The following is a 20,477-nucleotide window of genomic DNA, read 5'->3' as shown; positions in this document are numbered from 1 at the left end:
TTTAAGTAAATGGTGTAAGAATTGTGGAAACCTCAAATTAAAGTATGTGGTTTTTGTGCGGAGTAGCTTCGGTGCCGAATTAGAGTAAGGATGTTATATTTTGTTATATAGTCATTAAAGGAAATTATCTATACATATGATTTCCTTGCAGTTAAATAAATTAAAATTTAGTAGATTTCAGTAAGTATAAGAGGAAGAAGGAGAGGGTTGTTAATTGAAGATTAATCCAAACTTTAGTATTGAATCTTGTGAAGCAAATAAGATTTTTTTAAGTGATCGAGAAGCGTGTAAAGGTTACTATATTCATTTAAATAATAATACCGTAGAAAGTTTAACAGAAAATCGTATAGAATCTCTAGCAGCACTTGGCTTATACGACAATGAAGCTCTTTATAAGAAGCCTCATTTTATTAATAGAATAATTAAGTTTTCAAATCCTATAAGTGAAAAAACACTATTTACTATTAGTATATTGTTAATGTTGTTTGGAATACTCGGTGCTACTTTATCAATTTGGAATTCTTGGCCAATGATGGAGATAAACGGAATAGCAAACTTTAATGTAGATGGCTTTGTTTTTATAAAATCAATGCTTATATTTTTAATGGGTATTATTTCAGTTCATGAAATGGCCCATGTATTAAGCGCTAGGTTACAAAATATTGAAGTTTTTACAATCTCATTTAAGCTTAAGTATTATTTTATCCCTATATTTTATGTCAAAATAGTTCCTACAGGGAATAATTTAAAAAGAGCAAATATTGCTTTTGCTGGGAATGTCGCTGATTCTTTTTTAATAATTATTTATAGCAGTATGTTTATTGTAACAGGCGATCTCATATGGAGTATAGTTCTTACACTCCAAATCATTATGGGTGTATTTAATTACAATATCCTATTTCCGACAGATTTTTATATTGGATTTTTCTCATTGATTAAAAAACCCGATTTTCGTGTCCAGTCAATTAATTTTACTAATCATTTTTTTACAAGACGCTCAGCTTTCCATAAAAAGATTCATCTCTATTATTTAATTTATGGAATTTTGTTTTATGGAATGTTTATTCTATTTTTAGTGACAACAGGATTAAATATTACATATTGGATTATACGAGGTGTTAATGGATGAAGGATACAATTTGTATGAAAAGAAAGACTTTGTTTAAAACAGAACGCTTAGATGATTTAAAAGATGAACCATTGAAGATGTATTCGAATTGGAATAATTATAAAGAAAATCTTGAAAAGATTAAAAAACAATTGTTAAAGATGTTGAATGAAAAAACAGAAATACTTTACATAAATAAGAATTTGAAAGAGATGAAATCGTATTTAAATATAAAAAAAACTCTAAAAAAAGAACGCATTATTCGTGAAGCGATTTTAGATGAAATAGATGATAAACAAATTAAAGAGCATTCAAGAATCTATAATGAAACATTCGAGTTGATTAAGTCGATTGAAAAGCAAGTCGAAGATGCATTTTTAAGAAAAGTAAATCGTTACAAATCATTTTTAACTCATTCTGAATTTCAACAAGCCCTGTCAATTACAGCTTTTGAAGCATATGAACAACTTTTTAATCCAGAAATTACAAAAGACTCAGTAAACAGAGCTCGATATCGTTTTATTCAGCGTGCCACTGTAAAAACTAGCCCACTTAGCTATTTAGGAAAAACTATATATTTAAGTGATGAAACTAAAATTACTGAACAAATTAAATTAAATAATGTAGTAAAATCTTTAATTTTAATGGCTTCTCTTCATAATAAAAGTTTAGATCATTTATTACAAATTAAAGTATGCCCTAAATTCAAAAAATGTAATGGAATGGATGCTGTCTATTTTGAAAAGAACTATTTATTAAAAGGTGTAGATTGGATACTTAAACAAGATGATATATTACACCAAAAAGAAGTCGTGGATTTTTTATCAAAAATACAGCATTGTGAAACCCCAGCAGAAGTTAAGAGGGAAGTTAGTAACTGTGAAGAAATAACGTATGAAATGTTAATAAACAATGGCCTGGTTATACCTAATTTTAATTTTTATTTTAGTTGTAACAAAAATTTTGATGATCTTTTAAGAAGAATTTTTCTTGATAAAGAACATCAATTATTCTACCCAAAGTCAATTAGTGACATAAAGAATAATTCAGTTAAAAAACTATTAACTGGTTACTTAGAGAAATTTAATAATCTATATTTAGGTGAAACCTATGAAGAAAAATTAAATAACGTCCCCTTATTTTACCATGACTATGTAGCTTTTGATCATTTTAATACACCTGAAATTCAAGGTGAATTTATTCGAGATATATTTAAGAAGTGTATCGTTGTTAATCATTATACTTACAGGCTGCATCAAACAATAATTATGAACAAAAACATATATGAAGGGCAATCGGTTTTATCTGTACTTGTTGATGTTCATGAAAAATTGAAATTTCAGAAAAATGAAACACCCTTACCTAAAATTAGATTCAAACCCTCTATAAAAAAAAGTGCATTCCTTTACTTACAAAGTGAGAAAGATGGATCCCTGGTTTTAAATAACGTTAATATTGGAAGTGGTACAGTATATCATCGTTATGGTGATTTATTTAATGAAAATATTAAAAATAAATTAAAAACATACTATGAGAATCTATTTACGTCTCCATATCCTATTTATGAATTAGTTATTGATGAAGAAATCTCAAATCATATTGATGTAGGTAAATCAATTTTCCCAAAATTAGTATGGCCAAAAGACCTTTTAAAAGTAAAAATGCATATCTCAAACGATGATATTACATTTTCGCTAGGTGGTAAACCTATTCAATTAATATATGTTGGGACAGTTCCCTTCCATTTATTCTCAGGTATAAAAGGGGATTTTTTGAATTTAATTCATCCTTGGACGGTGGATATTAATAGGCTAAACAACTTGGATACAAGAAAAGTCTCTCAACTGAATTGGCAAACTATTAGTGATTCAGATGATTTATCTGATACTCAATTTTACTATACGATCACCGACTATTTTAAAACTAATAATTTACCATTCGAATTTTTTGTAAAGAAAAAAATGATTAATTTTACTTCTAGAAAACCCATATGGATTTCATTATATTCAGTCGAGTCTATAAAAGTTCTAAAGCATTTACTGTTGAATGAACGCTATATTGAAATAGAAGAAGTAAAGCCTAGGCTCAATGGAGATTATGTAGAGGAATTTTGTATATTAACAACGGAGGGGGAATGTTAATGTGGAGAAGTTACCATATTTACACAAGTAACCGTAAAATGTTTTTACAAATTTTAGATAACCTACAAAATGAATATTATAATAGTAAGTTTTTCTTTGTCCAATATGTAGACCCAATAGGTTTTCATTTTCGATTACGTGTCCAAAGTGTTGAGCAACAAAATATAGAGCTAAAAATCAACGAATATTTTGGGAATATCCGTATTCTAAAAAAGGTTTATGATCCTGAATACACGTTATTTATGGATTCACTACCAATCTATGAGGAATACTCAGTTGAGTTAACTAAATTTCTAGTTAGTTATCGGGATATTCCGCCACATTCCTATATAGAAGATATTATAAAAATGCTCTTAGAACATTTCAGATGTAATAACATTAATTTTATTCAATTTTATATGTCTTATTGGCAAGGATATGCTCGTTTTCAAAATAAAACTCAGCAAGAAAATTTACGACAACAGTTAAGTAGAAGTCTTGAGAGCCCCCCATTTACTAATGTAATTTCAATTTTATACCCATTAGAGGAACAGCATTTAAACAAAGAAATTTGTTTTAAATTTTTACATATGACTTTGAATAAATTTGGATTCAGTATTATGGATGAGCTTGTCATTCTATCTAATTATTTAGAGCAACACACAATTAGTCCACAGAAATAGGAGAGGAGTATTATTATGAATCACAACTTTGATAAGTTCATTATTTCTAAACGTAATGTAGTGCCCCCTCGTGGTGTACAAAAAACGAATATTGGCATTGCATATATTGCTGATATAAACCATTATCGAACTGTAAATGCAGGAAAGAAAGTGCATGACTCGGTAGCAAATCTTTCTGGTGCAGGGACAGGAGATACTCCTGAACAAGCTATGTTTTTAGCAACAATGGAAGCATACGAACGTTTAGCAAACAGTATTCCTACAAAGCGAACAATAGTAGCAACTGAAGGAGATTTAAAAAACTTAGCTGTACCACTTACTGATTTTCCTCAGATTAGTGAAAGAGAAACAAACAGCCATTTAAAACCATCAAATAGTAATCAAAAACTTAGATGGTGTGAATCGCTTAATATTACAGAAGATAAGATTTGTTACATTCCTCAAATATATATTAATTTATTTACACAGTTTGATTATGAAGGGGAAAATATTTCGCATTCAATATCTACTGGTTGTGCTATTCACCAAAATTATATTGATGCCGTAATTAATGGGATTTATGAAGTAATAGAAAGGGATGGGATAGCACTTACTTGGCTATTAAAGCGTCCATTAAAAGAAGTAAGTGAAGAAAGTTACCTAGAGGATCTAAATATATTTACTCATCCTTTTTTAGGAAAAACAACACTATATGAAGCATCAACCGTTGATGGTATACATACGTTTTGTCTTCGAGCTGAAACAAATCACTCTCAAGAGTTAAAAAATGTACTTATGTTTTCGACAAATGCATGCCCGAAAAAAGCCATACACAAAATAAAAAAAGAACTTATTTCTGTAATGTTTAGCCTTGTAAGTAGAATTCCAAAGCAAAAAGAACTTCTAAGTCGTCCATATGATTTATTTTACTCAGTAGATGAGGGAGCATTATTTATGGCGCATGAAACGATGGCCAATAAGTTCTCGTTTTTAGAAGGAAATGGGATAGTCCCATTCCCAACTGAAAAACCAATTTTTAATTCTAATCTAGAAGAACTTCATTATTTAATTGATTGTTTAAAAGAACAGGGACATAAGGTTTATGTGACAGATTTAACATCACGTGAATGCAGAGAACAGGGTTTATGTGCAGTGAAAGTGACAATACCATCATTACAACCTATTTCATTTGTTCATTCAGCACGATATTTAAAAAGTCAACGTTTAGAGTCATTTGCCACTCAAATGTTTGGATATTATGATGAAGAACTTATTAATGAGGAACCTTTACCATTTTCATAAGGAGAAACGGAGGAAATTCTATGAATTATATTGTTACAGGTATAGGGAAAAGTCAGGATGCTATTTATAAAGAGCTATTAAATAGAAAGTTTGCAGTAAAGAAAATTGACTACTCAGAAGTTACGGATAATAGTGAAGACCTTTTTTTTGTCATCTATGATGGTCCAAAACTTAATATATGTAAGGAGTTTTTAAATAGTCACGCTATAAATGCCATTCCGATTTTTGTAGATATTGATAGGATTATGATACCTGGTTTATTTAAGAATGGGGAAGAGTTTAAAAGAATATGCATAGATTGTGCATTATCTAGAATGCAAGAGTATTATTTTCCAGCAAAAATGCATGAGCTAATAATATCTCTAGAAGACGAATTCTCAGACTTGTATTTTTTACCAGAGGAAATATCGATATTCTGTAACTATCTTATTACTTATATTAACTCCAATTTAAATAATCAAATTGCAAACTTCTCATTTGATTACTATAAAATGATATTCAAAGAAATATCAGGTTATACAAATTGCCCTAACTGTGATAATTATGATGTCAATATTGAAGAGATGAGAACATCTTTAGAGGGAGGAAAAAGATATGTCTCAACTAATAAGTGATCCCATGGTTCATTTCCCAAAGGAACCACAATTATTACCGAATATTAATATTATTATAGAGGAAGCTGTAACCGTTATTGGAAGTGTGGATGGTCCATTTCGATTAAATGGAACTAGAGCAAAGGAAATTGTCAGTGATTTACTTCCTTTATTAAAGGAAGGAATATCTTTAGAAGCATTGTATATAAAAGCTCGTTATTCAAAAGAAGAAGTTGATCAGTTGCTGGAAATTTTATTTATAAAGGGTTGCTTAATGCAGAAGGAAGACCATCAATTATTAGATAGAACAGATAAATTCTATTTAAGATATATATCAAAATTCAAAAATTTTAGTAGTCTGAAAGCTTTTAAGACCCACCTAGATAATTGCTGTATTTATATTCTTGGAAAGGATGCCTTATTAGTAGAAGCTTTAAAAGAAAATTTTGAATCATTTAATATTATGACTCTTACTGCTAATGACTTTAACCCTGTGTCACTTTCAAATAAGCGATCTTTATGTATTTATACTGATGATTTTAATGAAACTTCTATTAAAAACATTTTAGGATATATGGATGTATTATATGTAAATTATAAAGGACAACAATTTGGTCCGTTATTTTCTCAAAAAGGGATTATGCCGGATGAATATATCGGAATTTTAGAATCTTTAAAGATTAATCCAAGTGTTGAAGAAATGGATGAGAAAGAATTTTTAAATTGTGTAACATTAAATACTGTACGCGAAATCGGAAAAATTAATAATACATCACTAGTTGAAGGGTTTTATAAAAAAGAGTTTATTAACTTCAAATATTATGCACTAAGAAATAAATTGTATGAACACGACGTCCCTAGTATTGTATCATTTGAAAAATTTATACAGTTTCCTGCGAGTAAATTTGTTAATGCTTCTTCACATTTAACTCATTATAAATCTAAAAATTTGAAACTAACTGTATATAATCAAGCGTCTTTTTTGTGGAAAAAATTAGATGATGTAGAGATCCCTTCTCAAATCGATTTACTGATGCGAAAAACAGTTGGTTACAAAGATTTAGAAATCAAATATAAACGTTATACTCCAACAGGAGGTAATATTAATTCGAATTTGTTGTTTTATGTAAATATTAACGAAAAGGCATTCATGGGTAAGGGTATTTACTTCTATAACAATACCGATAATACCTATTATCAAATAATGAATGATGAACTTTTAGATGTTACAAACTTCGTAAAACTTTTGGATAGAAATTGTACTACCAATCAGAATGTTCAAGGATATTTGCTCTTAGGGAATGATACAGACATTATTGCGGAAAAGTATAACGATTTTAGCTTTAAGATTGCAAATTTAAATAATGGTATTTTATTGTCTAACCTAATGTCCTTATCAAAAATTGCCGACGTTCAATTAAAAGTTCACACTCGTTTTGATGAAAAAGCAATACTCCATCTTTTAGGAATTGAACGTTCAAATGAAATAATTAATTTTGTTGTGGAGGTGGTTTAAATGTACGGTAAATATGTTGCTCAAAGTAAAAACAATTTTAGTAAATCCATCTTATCGCCAACAATTAGTAATGATGAGTGGCCATTTCCCTTTGAGAAAGAAAATTTTCTCGAGACGCTTTCAAAAAGAAAATCTTATCGCTTTTTTAATGTTAATGATCGTCAGTTAACTAAAATTCAGTTAAATATGTTGGCCAATCACGTAATGGACTGTTTGAATCATTTTCAGTTACAGGATTTAGTTCATGTTTGTTTTATAGATCAATCGAAATTATTCGCATTAGATCGAGGTATATATTTTAAAAATTTAGAAGATTGGGAACAAAAATGTTTGTTAACAGCTTCGTCAGTAGAAGAATCGTTGTTTTTACAGAAAGAAATGCATCGAGCAAGTGGAATCTTTTACTTTGAATGGAATGTAGAGTATATTAACAGTTTTAATCGTTTAATAGATTATCGTTATATGTTATCAATTAGTGGTTTACTGGGTCATCAGTTAAGTTTAAAGGCTTCAGAGATGGAATTAAAAGGTACTATATTCGCTGGATTAACATTAATAGAATATCTACAAGAAATTCAACAAAGCAGACAAATAAAACAATTGCCACTTTTTGCTTTTGCTATTCAGTAGATAAATTTCTTCATGGGAGGGCTAAATATAAATGAATTTAATCCTAGAAAACATTAGTAAGAGTTTTAATAATCGAACTGTACTGAAAAGTGTGAATTTAAATTTTCCATCTAAGGGATGCCATTTATTACTGGGGGAAAATGGGGCAGGAAAAACTACATTAACAAAGATTATTGAAGGTGAATTATCTATAGATTCTGGTCAAGTTTATTTAAAGACTGACAAAAAAAATATAGTTGATTGCGCCATTCAATATCAAAATTTTGAAGCATTTCAATATCTGAAAATTAGTGAGGTTATAGAGCTCTTTAAAAAAACAATAAAGCAATACGATTTTAATCAAGATCTCTTTAATTTATTGGACCTTAAAAAATTCGAGAAAACTCTAATCAAAAATGCTTCTGGTGGTATGAAAAAAGCAGTCTCCATCTTCATCACTTTTCTACTTAATAAACCTATTATTATTTTGGATGAGCCATTTGCAGATTTAGACCTGAAGAAGAAAAAAGATCTTCGTTCTTTTTTGACTTATTATGCAAGAGAAAAGGAAAAAATTTTAATAATTATTAGCCATGAAGTAAATGAATATGAAGAATTATTTGATACTGTTTCGATACTAGATGATGGTGTTATAAAGGAATCTGATCACTTGGAGAAATTATTAAATAAATATAAAACAACCGATAATTTTGGTATCGAGGACTTATTCTATGCGGTGACTGGAAAAAGGCTGGTGTTAAATAAATGACTTTGATGATTACTAAAATTTACTTAAAGGAAACACTTCGGAATTTTGGAGCACTTATCGGTACTCTATTACCTGCAATAATGTTTTTTGTTATATCTATATTTATAAAAAATGCAGCTTCAGTCGGTACAGAGACACTTGACTTAATGATACGTGGTCAATTTCTTACTACCTGTATATTATTCACTATTTTCTCTGTGGCATTTTCTGGGGGTACTGTTTATTTAACCGATAAGAGATCTGAGCGAGTTTTTGAATGGTTAGATAAAACAAATATTAAGTTTTATGAGTATTTCATAGGTTTAGGTTTAGGTATTTTAATTATATTAAATATATTTTTAACAATTATTTTATTAGCGTTCAGCACAATTACAACACTTGAATTGGTAGACATAGGTAAAATTTTGTTGATCTCTAACTTTACATTCATTGCATTATATCCAATTAATTATGTGTTGTCATCATTATTCCCTAATGGCAAAACCGCAACAAGTATGTTAGTACCATTGATGTTAATATTACTATTTTCGGTTACCATGACAGATTTATTTGTATCACTAAGTGGTAATGACCCACAAAATTATTATAAGTTTTTAATTTGGAACCCAATGCTATTTTTAAATGATACATTGCATTATATTTTAGGACTAGCTGAATCTCCATGGCTGGAATTGACAAATTATTTACTCATTCTTTTAGCCTTATTTATTTTATTATTTATAATTTCAAAAAAGACTTTTCGATATCTGAAGTAAAGAGTTTTATTCACTGAAAGGAGGTGATACTGATGGAAGAGAGAAACAATCTTTTATCAATAGAATCAAAGATTTACATCGAAGAGCAAGAAGAACTAAATGAAATAGCAGCTTCATTTGGTACATTAAGTACTGTTTCGAGTGGTTCTTGTCCAGGTTCTTCATTAAATACTACTTCATCTGTGTCTACAGCTGGATAAACTTGTATCTGTGAATTAGATGAATAGTATTTTGATGAATCAAAAAGTTAGAGTAGAGCATAGGAGCCTGAAATGAAGAGCAGGAGTAATGATTAAATAAGAACTGGACCAAGGAATTTACAAGAACAAGCCTAAACTTGTCTATCTTTTTCTAATCTTTCAAATTCAGTAATCTCTTTATTTTGGATGAAAAAGATGAAAGATTAAATATGAAATGTTGGGAGAGTATTTAAATGGAAGAATTCGCTGAAAATAAAGTAGAAGAAATGAGCCTTTATATTGAAGAACAAGAGCAGCAGTTAAATGAAGTTGCTGGTACATGGGGTTGTGCATCAAGTTTTTCTTGTCCAGCTGCAACTGCAGCAACTGCTTCTTCAGCTGGATGAAATTTGAACTTGAATTTTCTGGAAAATATTAAACGGAGGTATTTAAATGGAAAAACACGAAAAAAATAAAGCAGACGAAATGGGCTTATATATTGAAGAGCAAGAGCAGCAGTTAAATGAAGTTGCTGGTACATGGGGGTCCGCAACAACATTTGCTTCAGCATCTACAATTGGTAGTAGTGCATCAACTGCAAGCTCTGGAGCAACTGCTTCATCATTCGGTTGATAGAGAGGATGGATATTATGAATGACAATCAAAATTTTAATAGAAACCTAAAAGATACTTTATATATCGAAGAGCAAATGGACGTGTCAGAGTTTGCTGGGTTTACAACAACTAGTAGTCTAGCAACAGGTGGATCTTTTGCTTCTGTCGGAAGTTGTGCAAGTTCTGTTTCTACAGGATCATGTATCTCCAGCGCAGGTGACTAAATCTAACATTATATAATTCATTAGAATAACTTCATACATAATACTCATTAAATATGTAATGTATTTAATGAGTATTATATCATCTTTCCGTTCATTATACTCTCTAAAGCAATTGTCTATACCATTCTTATCGATATTTATTTATATTTTGAAACCTTTTTTTCTATGTTTAGAATTATTCAAATTTGAGTTTGAATATTCCGTTTCTTTCTAAAGTTTTAAGAGTTACTTTGAATGTCAACAAAAGGTATTCAAATAGAACGTACTACTAAAGCGAAAAATGGAAAATATATGGTTGTGTTTGATGTTATAAAAATGTAAAATTATACAAAATATTGTTTTTTTATACTAATCCTATTGTAGTGTTTGAAAGGTGGTGAGAATAATGACGTATAACAAAAAAAAATCAAATGTACTAGAATTGCAAAAAATGGATGTCAATAATAAAAAGTTGAATGGCGTAATGGGTTATTCAACAACAAGTAATTTCCTTTGTATCGGTACACCAAGCATGATGAGTCAATTTACTTGTAGCAAATAAATCGGATCTGTAACGAATAAAGAGTGGAGGTAATAATTATGGATATGCGTTATGTACAGTATATTAATCTTAAAGAAAAATATTATGAGCCTCCACTTGAAAAGGCGACAGAGTCAGCTCTGAAAATTTCTAATGTACCCTTCAATTGGGTTATAAATTCTGACAAACATTGGACATATTATTCTAAGCCAGACTCTGATTTGCCTATTCAGGGTTGGAAGATACATATAAGTTCTATACCAAAAGAAGCTAAAGAAATATTGAGAGTCGTTTCGGATTTTTTGTTTGAGAATTCTGTTCCGTTTAAACATGTATCTAATGTGTGGGAATTAGTATTAAAGAATTCTAAATATGGTGACAGAGCCTCGTCAGGTAAATTTATTACGATCTATCCGAATAACGAAAGTCAGTTTACTTTCCTTTTAGAGAAATTACATTATCTATTGAAAGACTTTTCAAACGGACCATACATACTGAACGATAAAAGATGGTTAGATGGGAATGTTTATTTTAGATATGGGGCATTCAAGGAGATGTATTTAATTAACGGTGCATCAAAAATTCCAGCCATTCAAAATTTTTCTGGTGAGTTAATACCCGATTCTAGAGCGCCATATTATACGGTTCCTGATTTTATAGAAGAGCCACTAATTGTTAAAAAAATGTCAGAAGCGCATGGGGAAATACAAACTGCTGTATCAGAGCTTGATAATTATATTATTGAATCTGCTTTGCACTTCAGTAATGGTGGTGGGGTTTATGTGGCAAATCACATTCCTTCAAACACTAAAGTAGTATTGAAAGAGGGGCGACCAAATGCAGGTTTAGATGGTCAAGGAAGAGATGCGGTCGAGCGTTTAAATCATGAGGGTAGTATATTAAAAAAACTCCTAGGATTAGAATCCGTGGTTTCATTCCATAAAACATTCCAAGAGTGGGAACATGTATTTTTAGAAGAAGAGTATATTAGTGGGACATCCTTAGATACTTGGATAGCAACGAATTATCCATTCTCTGCACAGCAAAACTCAAGTGAATACTGTGACAATGCATGTTTTATACTAAAACAATTAAAAGATGCTCTGCAATCTATCCATGCTAGAGACGTTGGTATGGGCGATCTACAGCCAGCCAATGTAATGGTAACAGCTTCTAATGATATTAAACTAATTGATTTTGAAGCAGCGAGTCATTTAAACGATAGTATTCCTTCAGGTTTAATGCGACTTGGTTTTGTAGGTGCTCCAAATCTTTCGCGGGAACAGACAGATTGGTTTGCCTTACTTCGTATAGCAAGATATCTGTTTCTACCGATAGGGCCTGTTCAAGATATAGCGGTAGACATCATAAAAAAACATGATCAATGGATTTTTGATCAATTCGGTAGTAAGGCAATGAGATGGATTGAAGAAATTGAAAGTGAATGTAATAAAAGGTGCGTTATACCACAAAAAAGTTTCCTCTCAGCGCCATCTAAATATTTTAATAGATCAGATATACCCAAAATTCTCTCATCAATCAGAGCTGGTATTATTAATGATTTGAGGTGTGATGTCAAACTATTATCGGGGGATATCCGTCAGTATGAAAGTTTAGGTGGTATCTTTAATATACTAACAGGTGGCTTTGGTGTAATCATGGCATTAATGCGCACAGGCGATGTACCTGAAAAGGCAAAATCTTGGGCAATAAAATATAGTTCGCAAGAAGTTATTAATCAGCTTGATATGGGGCTTTTTTCAGGAAAAGCGGGAATAGCAGGAGTACTTTATGATTTAGGGATGATTGAAAGATCCAAAGCAATCTATGATTCAATAGAAATAGAATCAAATAATGAGGATATTTCAATAAGAACGGGATTAGCTGGAATAGGCTTAGCATTTATATCTGCATCCTATATATCTGATTTTAAGTACATGCTTAATCGTGCTATTAAAATAGGCCTTCAGTTACATTCCCTTCTTGAAAAAGATATAGTGGTAACTTCTAACGATGCTGATGCCATTCCACTAGGGCTAGTAGATGGATGGTCCGGTGTTTCTCTATTTTATAGTGCTTTATATAAAGCTACTGAAGAAAAAGTATGGTTAGAACTTTCTCTGCAAGCTTTAGAAAAAGATATAAGTATATGTACTATGGATAATTCAGGAACGTACCAAGTTATCGATAAAGAAAACACAAGGTTTATTCCGTATCTTGCAGGAGGCAGCGCGGGCATAGGTCTTAGCATGATAGAGTTGAGACATTTGCTAAAGGACAAGAGATGGGAAACTGAATTAAAAGGCATAGGGGAAGTGGCTAGTTCCAAATGCTTTTACGGTTCAGGTCTTTTTCGTGGCTTAGGCGGGATAATTCTAACTGCCAACGCAGTTGATATCGAGCTTCAAACGGGAGGACAATTCTTAGATAAAGCAATAAATACCTTAAATTTATATGTACTTAGTGATAATGATAAATATTTTATGCCAGGGGACTATTGCTATAAACTTTCGGGTGACATTTTTTCTGGAGCAGCGGGGATGTTATTGGCACTTTCAGGAATTGAAGAAGATAGATTTTCTTGGCTACCATTACCTAATTTGAAAGAAACTTTTTCTTCTTATCAAAATTCAACTAATGGAATAGCTGTTCTTTAAAATCATTCATTTGCTATAAAAATATTACAATCAATTAGCTAGAATGAGGCAAATTCAAATGAATAAAAATAGTGAACGGAAAAATTCGAAAACTTTAAGTGGTAAAGTTTTTTTAAAGCTTATTAAAGAAGCAAATCCACCAAAATGGATAATCTTTTTTGCTATCGTTTTAGGAATAATCGAAACTGTTGTTGGGTTACTAGTTCCACTTTTTACGATGAAATTAGTAGATCAATTGGCTAGCTCAGCGTTTAATTTTTCTTTTATGCTTTTATTTGGGATTATTTTAATTATGCAAACAGTATCCTCAGGATTATCCTTCTATTTTATGACTTATATAGGAGAATCCATTGTTGCCTCTATTCGAAATCGATTGTGGAGACATGTGCTACGACTCCCCATTTCCTTTTTTGATGACCGTCAGTCTGGGGAAATATTGAGTAGAATTACGCAGGACACAAATATTGTAAAAGCATTGATTACTCAGCATTTAATCACATTTGTCACAGGGATCATTACGATTATTGGGTCAATTATTTTCCTATTGCTCATTGATTGGAAAATGACTGTTATTATGCTGATTTCTATTCCTTTGTCAATTTTATTTATCCTACCCTTGGGACAAAAAATGTACAAGATTGCAAATGCTACGCAGGATGAAATGGCGAATTTTTCTGCTAACCTTGGTCGAGTGTTAGCAAATATTCGTCTTGTAAAAGCGTATCATGCTGAGAAAACCGAAGGCAAGTATGGTGAGAAGAACGTTCACAACCTTTTTAAATTTGGCTTAAAAGAAGCAAGAGTTCAAGCCTTCGTTTCCCCATTCATGACATTTGTAATGATGCTTGTTCTTGTTATATTAATTGGTTATGGTGGCGTACAAGTAGCCTCTGGTGCACTAACTGCTGGTGCGCTAGTAGCGATTATAATTTATATGTTTCAAATTACGGTGCCCTTTACTCAAATGGCCTCCTTCTTTACATCTCTACAAAAGGCACTTGGGGCGATTGAAAGAATTCGAGATATTCTTTTTGTTCAGCATGAGGGCGAGGGCGAGCACGCAAAGATAGAAGTGCAGAGTGCAGAACAAAATATATCATTTTACAATGTTTCTTTTGCCTATCAAGAAGATATGATTATTAAAAATCTCTCATTAACAATTCCTACTGGAAAAATGACGGCATTTGTTGGTCCTAGTGGTAGTGGGAAAACGACATTATTTTCTTTGCTAGAACGTTTTTACAAGCCCATCTCAGGTGAAATATTACTAGGCCAAACTAGTATTTATGACATTTCACTGCAGTCATGGCGCAGTCAGCTTGGTTATGTCTCACAAGAAAGTCCCTTAATGTCAGGGACTATTAAAGCAAATATTTTATATGGTGTTGAACACGGAGTGTCAGAGACAGCTATTCAACATGCTATACAACAAGCCAATGCATGGGAGTTTATTGATAGACTACCTGATGGTGTTAATACGCAAGTTGGAGAAGGTGGTATGAAGCTTTCAGGAGGGCAACGACAGCGGATTGCCATTGCAAGAGCTTTAATTCGAAATCCAAAAATTTTATTGCTGGATGAGGCTACTTCCAATCTAGATAGTGATTCCGAATTACTTGTTCAAAAAGCATTACAAAAATTAATGGCGGATCGAACAACACTCGTTATAGCGCATAGACTTTCTACAATACTTGATGCCGATCAAATTGTTGTGTTAGAACGTGGAGAAATTACAGGTATCGGTACACATAAAGACTTGATGCAAACACACATGTTCTACGAAAAGCTAGTGCGTCAACAACTGAAAAACGAGGATTGAATTTCCCTATATATTTTTACTGGGACGTTCATTATGAATGGGAAATACAATTTTAATATAAAACAACTTGAATTTTGATATTTAAAAAAATCTCCCCAAATTGTTAGAAGAATTTCTAACAATCTGAGGATATTCAAATAGCTTTCTATATTTAAATGTTCTCAACCTCATGTCTTATATTATATTACTTTTAGAACATTAGGGCAGACCACTTTTTAAAATATCTAAACGGATTACCTCTGTTACAGCTTCTGTGCGAGAGTTTACGCCTAATTTTTTATAAATTTTAGTTAAGTTGTATTCAATGGCTCGTATACTTAAAAATAATTCATCGGCAATTTCTTGATTACTATACCCTTTAATCAAGCTTCTCAGGATGGATATTTCTTTTTGAGTGAGTAGTGTACTTAAATTATTGCTTGAGGGAATTGGTTCTTTTAGTTCTTTTAATAAGGGTAAAGGCAATAAGACATACCCTTTTAATGTAGCACGTATAGTCATAATTAAATCTTCATAAGGAACAGTTTTACTAACTATTCCACAAATGTTCAAATTCATAAGCGAGCTAAATTGTGAATAGTAATCGAAGCCAGTATATAGAATAACTTTAGCTTTAGGTCGTATTGCTAAAAGTTTTTTTGTTAGATCTATACCAGAGCACTCAGGCATTTGTATATCAAATAAGTAAATATCATAGTCGCTAATTTCAAATTCTTTATATATTTCTTCTAGCTCGTGAAGATAAGTAACCTTAAAATCTTGTTCATTTTCTAATATGGCTTTAGTACCTAGACCTACCATTTGATGATCATCTACCAAAAGAATATGAATCAATTTTTTCACCTCGGTATTGTTATATGGATTTCCGTACCAATACCAATTTCAGTAATGAAGTTGATATTTCCGTTAAAGCTATAAACTCTTTCTTTTATACCATTTAGTCCTGTATGTGAGTTATTGACTGTTACTGAGTCCGGCTTAAATCCATTACCGTTATCTCGATAGTCAAGATATATGTTCTTTTCATCATCCCATAAACTTAATGATATTTTAGTTGCATTAGCATGTTTATGTGCATTGTTTAGAAGTTCTTGAATAACCCGATAAATGCAAATTTCCAAATTATAGTCGTCGTGTTCGATGATAGGGGGAAAATCATATGTAATGTCAAAGCTAGCCTTTTTTTGCATATTTGCACACAATTCTCTTAAAGCTACAGTTAATCCCCCTTTTGTTATTGAGATTGGACGAAGCTCATTGCAAGTAGTGCGTATTTGATTAATTACATCTTGCATCCCGTTCTTTATTTGATGTAATTGACTTAGTGTATCTCTTGGAAGGTAGGGCGTTGTAGTGATTAAGTTTTCAAGTGAACGATACCAAATAATTTGATCCTGTAAGGCTGAATCATGAAGATCAGCTGCTAAACGTCTTCTTTCTTGCTCGGATAATTGAAACAGAAAACGTGATAAAGTGGAAGATGATTGTGACTGTTGAACCTCTGTTTGTTCAATGGTATGTATTAGATTTTCAACAGCAAAAACGTTTTCATAAACGAGTCTTATATATTTAACAATATTAATAAACCAAACTTTTTCATGAAGGTTAAAAACTGTTTGATTTTTTTTATAGCCAATCCATATGTATGTATGGGTTGTTTCGATTGTATAAATCCTCATACCAATTAAACCTTGGTAATCAAGTAAATCTATCTTTTTATTTTTATGATTACGTATTTTATCTTTGAATTTTTCAGAAAGGTGAATAGCTTGCTCGTTTTTTGGAATTTCCTCTAAATGGAAATTATCTGTAAGATAGTCAAACTTTATAAAAGCAATAATGCTTGGCCCTAATGATTCTTGAAGCTGGTTGATAAACAAATTTTTTAAATCTTTTTCTTTCATGCTTGATGATAATTTTCCAATAAAAAACTCAAGCTGCTGAGACAAACTATCATCCCGCATCCAAAGGCGATGTCGAAGGACAAAGTCTACTTTCTCTTTGATAAAAAGTAAAATAATAATCATACTTACAATTAAAAAAATTAAAAAGAAAAAATATAAAATCTGAGAATTAGGATTTAAGCTGCCAAAAATAATAATTGTAGCAATGCTTATAGCAGGTAAAAGAGAAAGTAAAAAGTAATAAGGAATTCTACTTAATATGAAGTTTAAATCTATTACTTGTTTAGAGACAGATAAATAGAAATATCCAATAGGGATAATAAACAAAAAAATTTCAACGGTATCATCATCTAGGTAGGGTAAATTTAGCATATATGGTAATGCATGCAGCAATATGAATGGTGTGAATGCGAGGACATTAATCCATACTAACCATTTTAGGATTGTCTTCCCTTCATGACATATGTTTTTTATGTAGTAATAACATAATAAAAGAATCACAAAAAAAACATTTGAGCAAAAGTAAAATAAAACTATATTTGCACTAATTGCTGAAAAATGACCTTTATATAATAAATTTAATATACTGATTGATATGATAATGATGGAAAAAACTTTATTAAAGTTAAACCACATCGATGATTGTTGTTGAATAATTCTTCTTTCATGAAGAAGAGCAAAAATAAATAAAACTAAATACATTGATCCTAGTGGTAGAAAAGTAATAATGATGATATTAGCGATAATATCATCCCTTCCAGACTCGGTCGAAGCAAATAAACTCAAAGCAGCTGATAACAAGAATCCAATGAAATATCGATTCACTGCATTTGGAGATTTAACCATTAGCATGGATAAAACTAATGCTAGTATAGAAAATAAACTTGGAATAATTAGTTCTTTAATAGTACTTCTTGTCTCAAACTTTGGGATAGCAACTGTTTGTGTAATTTCGCCGTCTGTAATTTCTACTTTGCTTCCTCTGTTTATAGATACATCAGTAATTGGCTGTCCGTCAATCTTTTTGATAATATTTCCGGGTGAAGCGGTTGTATAACGTACCCATCCATCATTTTGGTTAATATTGGTTATTATATATTCACCAGTTGAATTATTAGATATATTTATGCCCATATATGGCGTTAGCATTAATGATAATAAATAAAAATGTATAATGATAAATATACTACTTAAAATTAAAACAAATTTTTTGAAAACCATAATCTCACTTCCCATAATTATAGTGTTTTAAGAACAAATAATATAGTTGAAAGGATGTAATCTAAATGTTAATGGATGTAATTCATTTATTATTAAATAATTCGAGTAACATTGATCAAAAAGAATTGATATATATGTTATCTGCAGATGAAATTAAAGTAATTACTGATGCTCTGAAATCGCTTGAAAGCGTAAATACTTCTATTCTACCGGCTTCAAGTTCGTGGGCTTCAAAATAATGACTAAACTTTAATGTTAAGTAGTAAATTTTTGTGTTTATTTGAGATATCTAAAGAAGATATACAATCCTTAAACTTCTTAAGGTATATTTGCTCAACAACATGACAATATGTTATTGCACCACCATTCATAATACAAAGTAGTAATTCTTGAAGTTCACTATCAAGCAATTCCTCAAAAGATTTATTATTGTTATAATATTCCTTTATTGATGAAAATTTTGGATCTTGTATATGTAGATAATATAAAATAGGAAGTGTCTTCTTTTTATCTTTGATATCATTTTTATGTATCGAATAAGATAAATCATTTACATCATTTCTTATTTGTGCAATAACTCCGAGATAATAGGAGTATTCTTTTATTTTTTCAAATGTTGATGGACATACATTTCCGGCACCAAGTAAATTTGCTAACAAGATGAGAGATCCTGATTTCAATGCAGTCATGTCAAAATACTCTTGTTCAGTAATAGTGTCATTAATTAAATCAGTGTGCTGCCCATTAATTGCATCAAGCATTAATGGGTAAATAAAGATGTTAAAGAATTTTTTTACATCACTGGAACAATTGATATAATGTATTCTTTGGAGAGCTATAAATAAATACCCTAGTAGAATATTTAAATTATAACTAAGGGGTTTATTACTCCAAGGATTACATAGGGCATCATTATCCTGAATATCATCCAAAATATCGGCAGATAAAAGTATAAGTTCTACAATAGTTTGGATTTCTGTTAATTCGCTTTTATTATGTACGTTTCTAAAAATATTGTAGTGTATTTCAGTTAATTTTGAGAAACTTAAAGGTTGTTTAAATTTAAATTGTATATACTTAATTGCAGTATCTTGTAATTGCTGGTTGAAAAAAGACTCAATAATCCAATTATATGCACAATCCATAATTTCTTGTTGGGAAGTAGTGTTCATTTTTTCTCCTTTCTTTTAAAATGTCTGTAAGTAATGGAATGTATTTTTTACAAAATTAGTAATTATGTAAGTATATTACAGTATAGCATGGTTTTTTATAAATAGTTAAGATGTTTTAAATATTAGATAGGTCTTTACAAATCCTCTTTAATAATTTTTTTACGATAACACATTTGTAATAGTTTCTTTTTATTTAGTAATTCCTTTTTAGATTATTGAAAAAAGGATTTCCTTTTTTAAGTTTCATCATTAATTGAAAATGATAGGAGTGGAGGATTGACGACTCCTTTGGAATCACCCTGAAGTGAGATAATTAGAGGAAAGAGTTCTAAAATCTAAAAGCATATATTCCAGTATTGAGTGATGCCTTTGCGACGAATTCCTATTGCAGAAGGAAATTAATCGGTCGCTCTCAGAAAAGTGACTGTCGGAGTGGTAATAATCCTAATGACGTTATGGTGATGGATCCTTTGAAAAGAAATCTTGTAATTGACAATTTCTGAAAATTTAGCTATATTGATAACAACTAAATGGAAAGTAGGTGATGTGACATGATGAATAGATCTGTAATTAGCGAACTGCAATTCGGTTTGTTCAATTTCACACGCCTAAAATATACAAAGTGACGCCGTGCCATAACTCGGGGTATTTGTGTATCTTTTAAACGTGCCTGTGAAACCTTGTAACTGCCGAATTGCAGCTACAAGGTTTTTTTATCGTAGTTCCAAAAGG

General features: G+C 30.8%; 20 protein-coding genes. 17 read left to right on the top strand and 3 right to left on the bottom strand.

Going from position 1 to position 20,477, the window contains the following annotated elements; genetic code table 11:
* Nucleotides 1–214: 214 nt before the first annotated feature.
* The 16 genes from HCH28_RS14775 (at nucleotide 215) to HCH28_RS14700 (ending at nucleotide 15,448) form a co-directional block, all read left to right on the top strand.
* Complete coding sequence (locus HCH28_RS14775) at nucleotides 215–1,129, top strand: zinc metalloprotease (protein WP_221681589.1); 915 nt, start codon at nucleotides 215–217, stop codon at nucleotides 1,127–1,129.
* On the top strand, nucleotides 1,126–3,249 hold the full coding sequence (locus tag HCH28_RS14770) for a hypothetical protein (protein ID WP_221681583.1): 2,124 nt from the start codon (nucleotides 1,126–1,128) through the stop codon (nucleotides 3,247–3,249). Before HCH28_RS14775 ends, HCH28_RS14770 begins: the two co-directional genes overlap by 4 nt.
* Nucleotides 3,249–3,911, top strand: a complete 663-nt coding sequence (locus HCH28_RS14765; protein ID WP_004231791.1) for a lantibiotic dehydratase C-terminal domain-containing protein — start codon at nucleotides 3,249–3,251, stop codon at nucleotides 3,909–3,911. Before HCH28_RS14770 ends, HCH28_RS14765 begins: the two co-directional genes overlap by 1 nt.
* 15 nt (nucleotides 3,912–3,926) lie before the next feature.
* Entirely contained in the window at nucleotides 3,927–5,192 is a 1,266-nt protein-coding gene (locus tag HCH28_RS14760) for a YcaO-like family protein (RefSeq protein WP_221681582.1), read from the top strand.
* A gap of 20 nt (nucleotides 5,193–5,212) precedes the next feature.
* Entirely contained in the window at nucleotides 5,213–5,806 is a 594-nt protein-coding gene (locus tag HCH28_RS14755) for a hypothetical protein (RefSeq protein WP_004231796.1), read from the top strand.
* Entirely contained in the window at nucleotides 5,787–7,301 is a 1,515-nt protein-coding gene (locus tag HCH28_RS14750) for a nitroreductase family protein (RefSeq protein WP_221681579.1), read from the top strand. The genes HCH28_RS14755 and HCH28_RS14750 overlap by 20 nt, the downstream gene beginning before the upstream one ends.
* Entirely contained in the window at nucleotides 7,302–7,931 is a 630-nt protein-coding gene (locus tag HCH28_RS14745) for a hypothetical protein (RefSeq protein WP_221681578.1), read from the top strand.
* Between the two features lie 31 nt (nucleotides 7,932–7,962).
* Nucleotides 7,963–8,679, top strand: coding sequence for an ATP-binding cassette domain-containing protein (locus HCH28_RS14740; RefSeq protein ID WP_004231802.1), 717 nt, complete (start codon nucleotides 7,963–7,965; stop codon nucleotides 8,677–8,679).
* Complete coding sequence (locus tag HCH28_RS14735; RefSeq protein ID WP_221681577.1) at nucleotides 8,676–9,434, top strand: ABC transporter permease; 759 nt, start codon at nucleotides 8,676–8,678, stop codon at nucleotides 9,432–9,434. The genes HCH28_RS14740 and HCH28_RS14735 overlap by 4 nt, the downstream gene beginning before the upstream one ends.
* 32 nt (nucleotides 9,435–9,466) lie before the next feature.
* On the top strand, nucleotides 9,467–9,634 hold the full coding sequence (locus HCH28_RS14730; protein ID WP_004231805.1) for a thiocillin family RiPP: 168 nt from the start codon (nucleotides 9,467–9,469) through the stop codon (nucleotides 9,632–9,634).
* A 233-nt stretch (nucleotides 9,635–9,867) separates the two neighbouring features.
* Nucleotides 9,868–10,020, top strand: coding sequence for a thiocillin family RiPP (locus HCH28_RS14725; RefSeq protein ID WP_004231807.1), 153 nt, complete (start codon nucleotides 9,868–9,870; stop codon nucleotides 10,018–10,020).
* A 46-nt stretch (nucleotides 10,021–10,066) separates the two neighbouring features.
* Nucleotides 10,067–10,246, top strand: a complete 180-nt coding sequence (locus tag HCH28_RS14720; protein ID WP_004231810.1) for a thiocillin family RiPP — start codon at nucleotides 10,067–10,069, stop codon at nucleotides 10,244–10,246.
* 17 nt (nucleotides 10,247–10,263) lie between these two features.
* Nucleotides 10,264–10,452 carry a thiocillin family RiPP gene (locus tag HCH28_RS14715; protein ID WP_004231811.1) on the top strand — a complete coding sequence of 63 codons (189 nt, stop codon included), beginning with the start codon at nucleotides 10,264–10,266 and terminating at the stop codon, nucleotides 10,450–10,452.
* A gap of 385 nt (nucleotides 10,453–10,837) precedes the next feature.
* Nucleotides 10,838–10,993: a class III lanthipeptide gene (locus HCH28_RS14710; protein WP_004231812.1), complete on the top strand. Its 156-nt coding sequence runs from the start codon at nucleotides 10,838–10,840 to the stop codon at nucleotides 10,991–10,993.
* A 38-nt stretch (nucleotides 10,994–11,031) separates the two neighbouring features.
* Nucleotides 11,032–13,629, top strand: coding sequence for a class III lanthionine synthetase LanKC (gene lanKC / locus HCH28_RS14705; RefSeq protein ID WP_221681576.1), 2,598 nt, complete (start codon nucleotides 11,032–11,034; stop codon nucleotides 13,627–13,629).
* A gap of 58 nt (nucleotides 13,630–13,687) precedes the next feature.
* A complete protein-coding gene (locus HCH28_RS14700) occupies nucleotides 13,688–15,448 on the top strand; it encodes an ABC transporter ATP-binding protein (RefSeq protein ID WP_004231816.1) in 1,761 nt (586 codons plus the stop codon).
* Nucleotides 15,449–15,646: 198 nt separating this feature from the next.
* Here HCH28_RS14700 and HCH28_RS14695 read toward each other — a convergent pair whose 3' ends face one another.
* Both HCH28_RS14695 and HCH28_RS14690 read right to left on the bottom strand, forming a co-directional pair.
* Complete coding sequence (locus HCH28_RS14695) at nucleotides 15,647–16,282, bottom strand: response regulator transcription factor (protein ID WP_004231818.1); 636 nt, start codon at nucleotides 16,280–16,282, stop codon at nucleotides 15,647–15,649.
* A 5-nt stretch (nucleotides 16,283–16,287) separates the two neighbouring features.
* A complete protein-coding gene (locus HCH28_RS14690; RefSeq protein WP_221681568.1) occupies nucleotides 16,288–18,573 on the bottom strand; it encodes a sensor histidine kinase in 2,286 nt (761 codons plus the stop codon).
* 65 nt (nucleotides 18,574–18,638) lie between these two features.
* Here HCH28_RS14690 and HCH28_RS14685 point away from each other — a divergent pair, with 65 nt between their 5' ends.
* A complete protein-coding gene (locus tag HCH28_RS14685; RefSeq protein WP_004231821.1) occupies nucleotides 18,639–18,812 on the top strand; it encodes a hypothetical protein in 174 nt (57 codons plus the stop codon).
* A gap of 3 nt (nucleotides 18,813–18,815) precedes the next feature.
* On the opposite strand, the gene HCH28_RS14680 is transcribed toward HCH28_RS14685, so the two are convergent.
* Nucleotides 18,816–19,745, bottom strand: a complete 930-nt coding sequence (locus tag HCH28_RS14680; protein WP_221681566.1) for a polyprenyl synthetase family protein — start codon at nucleotides 19,743–19,745, stop codon at nucleotides 18,816–18,818.
* Between the last annotated feature and the right edge of the window lie 732 nt (nucleotides 19,746–20,477).

The sequence above is a fragment of the Lysinibacillus sp. K60 genome (assembly GCF_019731275.1).
GTDB lineage: Bacteria > Bacillota > Bacilli > Bacillales_A > Planococcaceae > Lysinibacillus > Lysinibacillus capsici.
The sequence above is the reverse complement of the archived record's forward strand: the minus strand, read 5'-3'. Positions and strand labels throughout refer to the sequence as shown.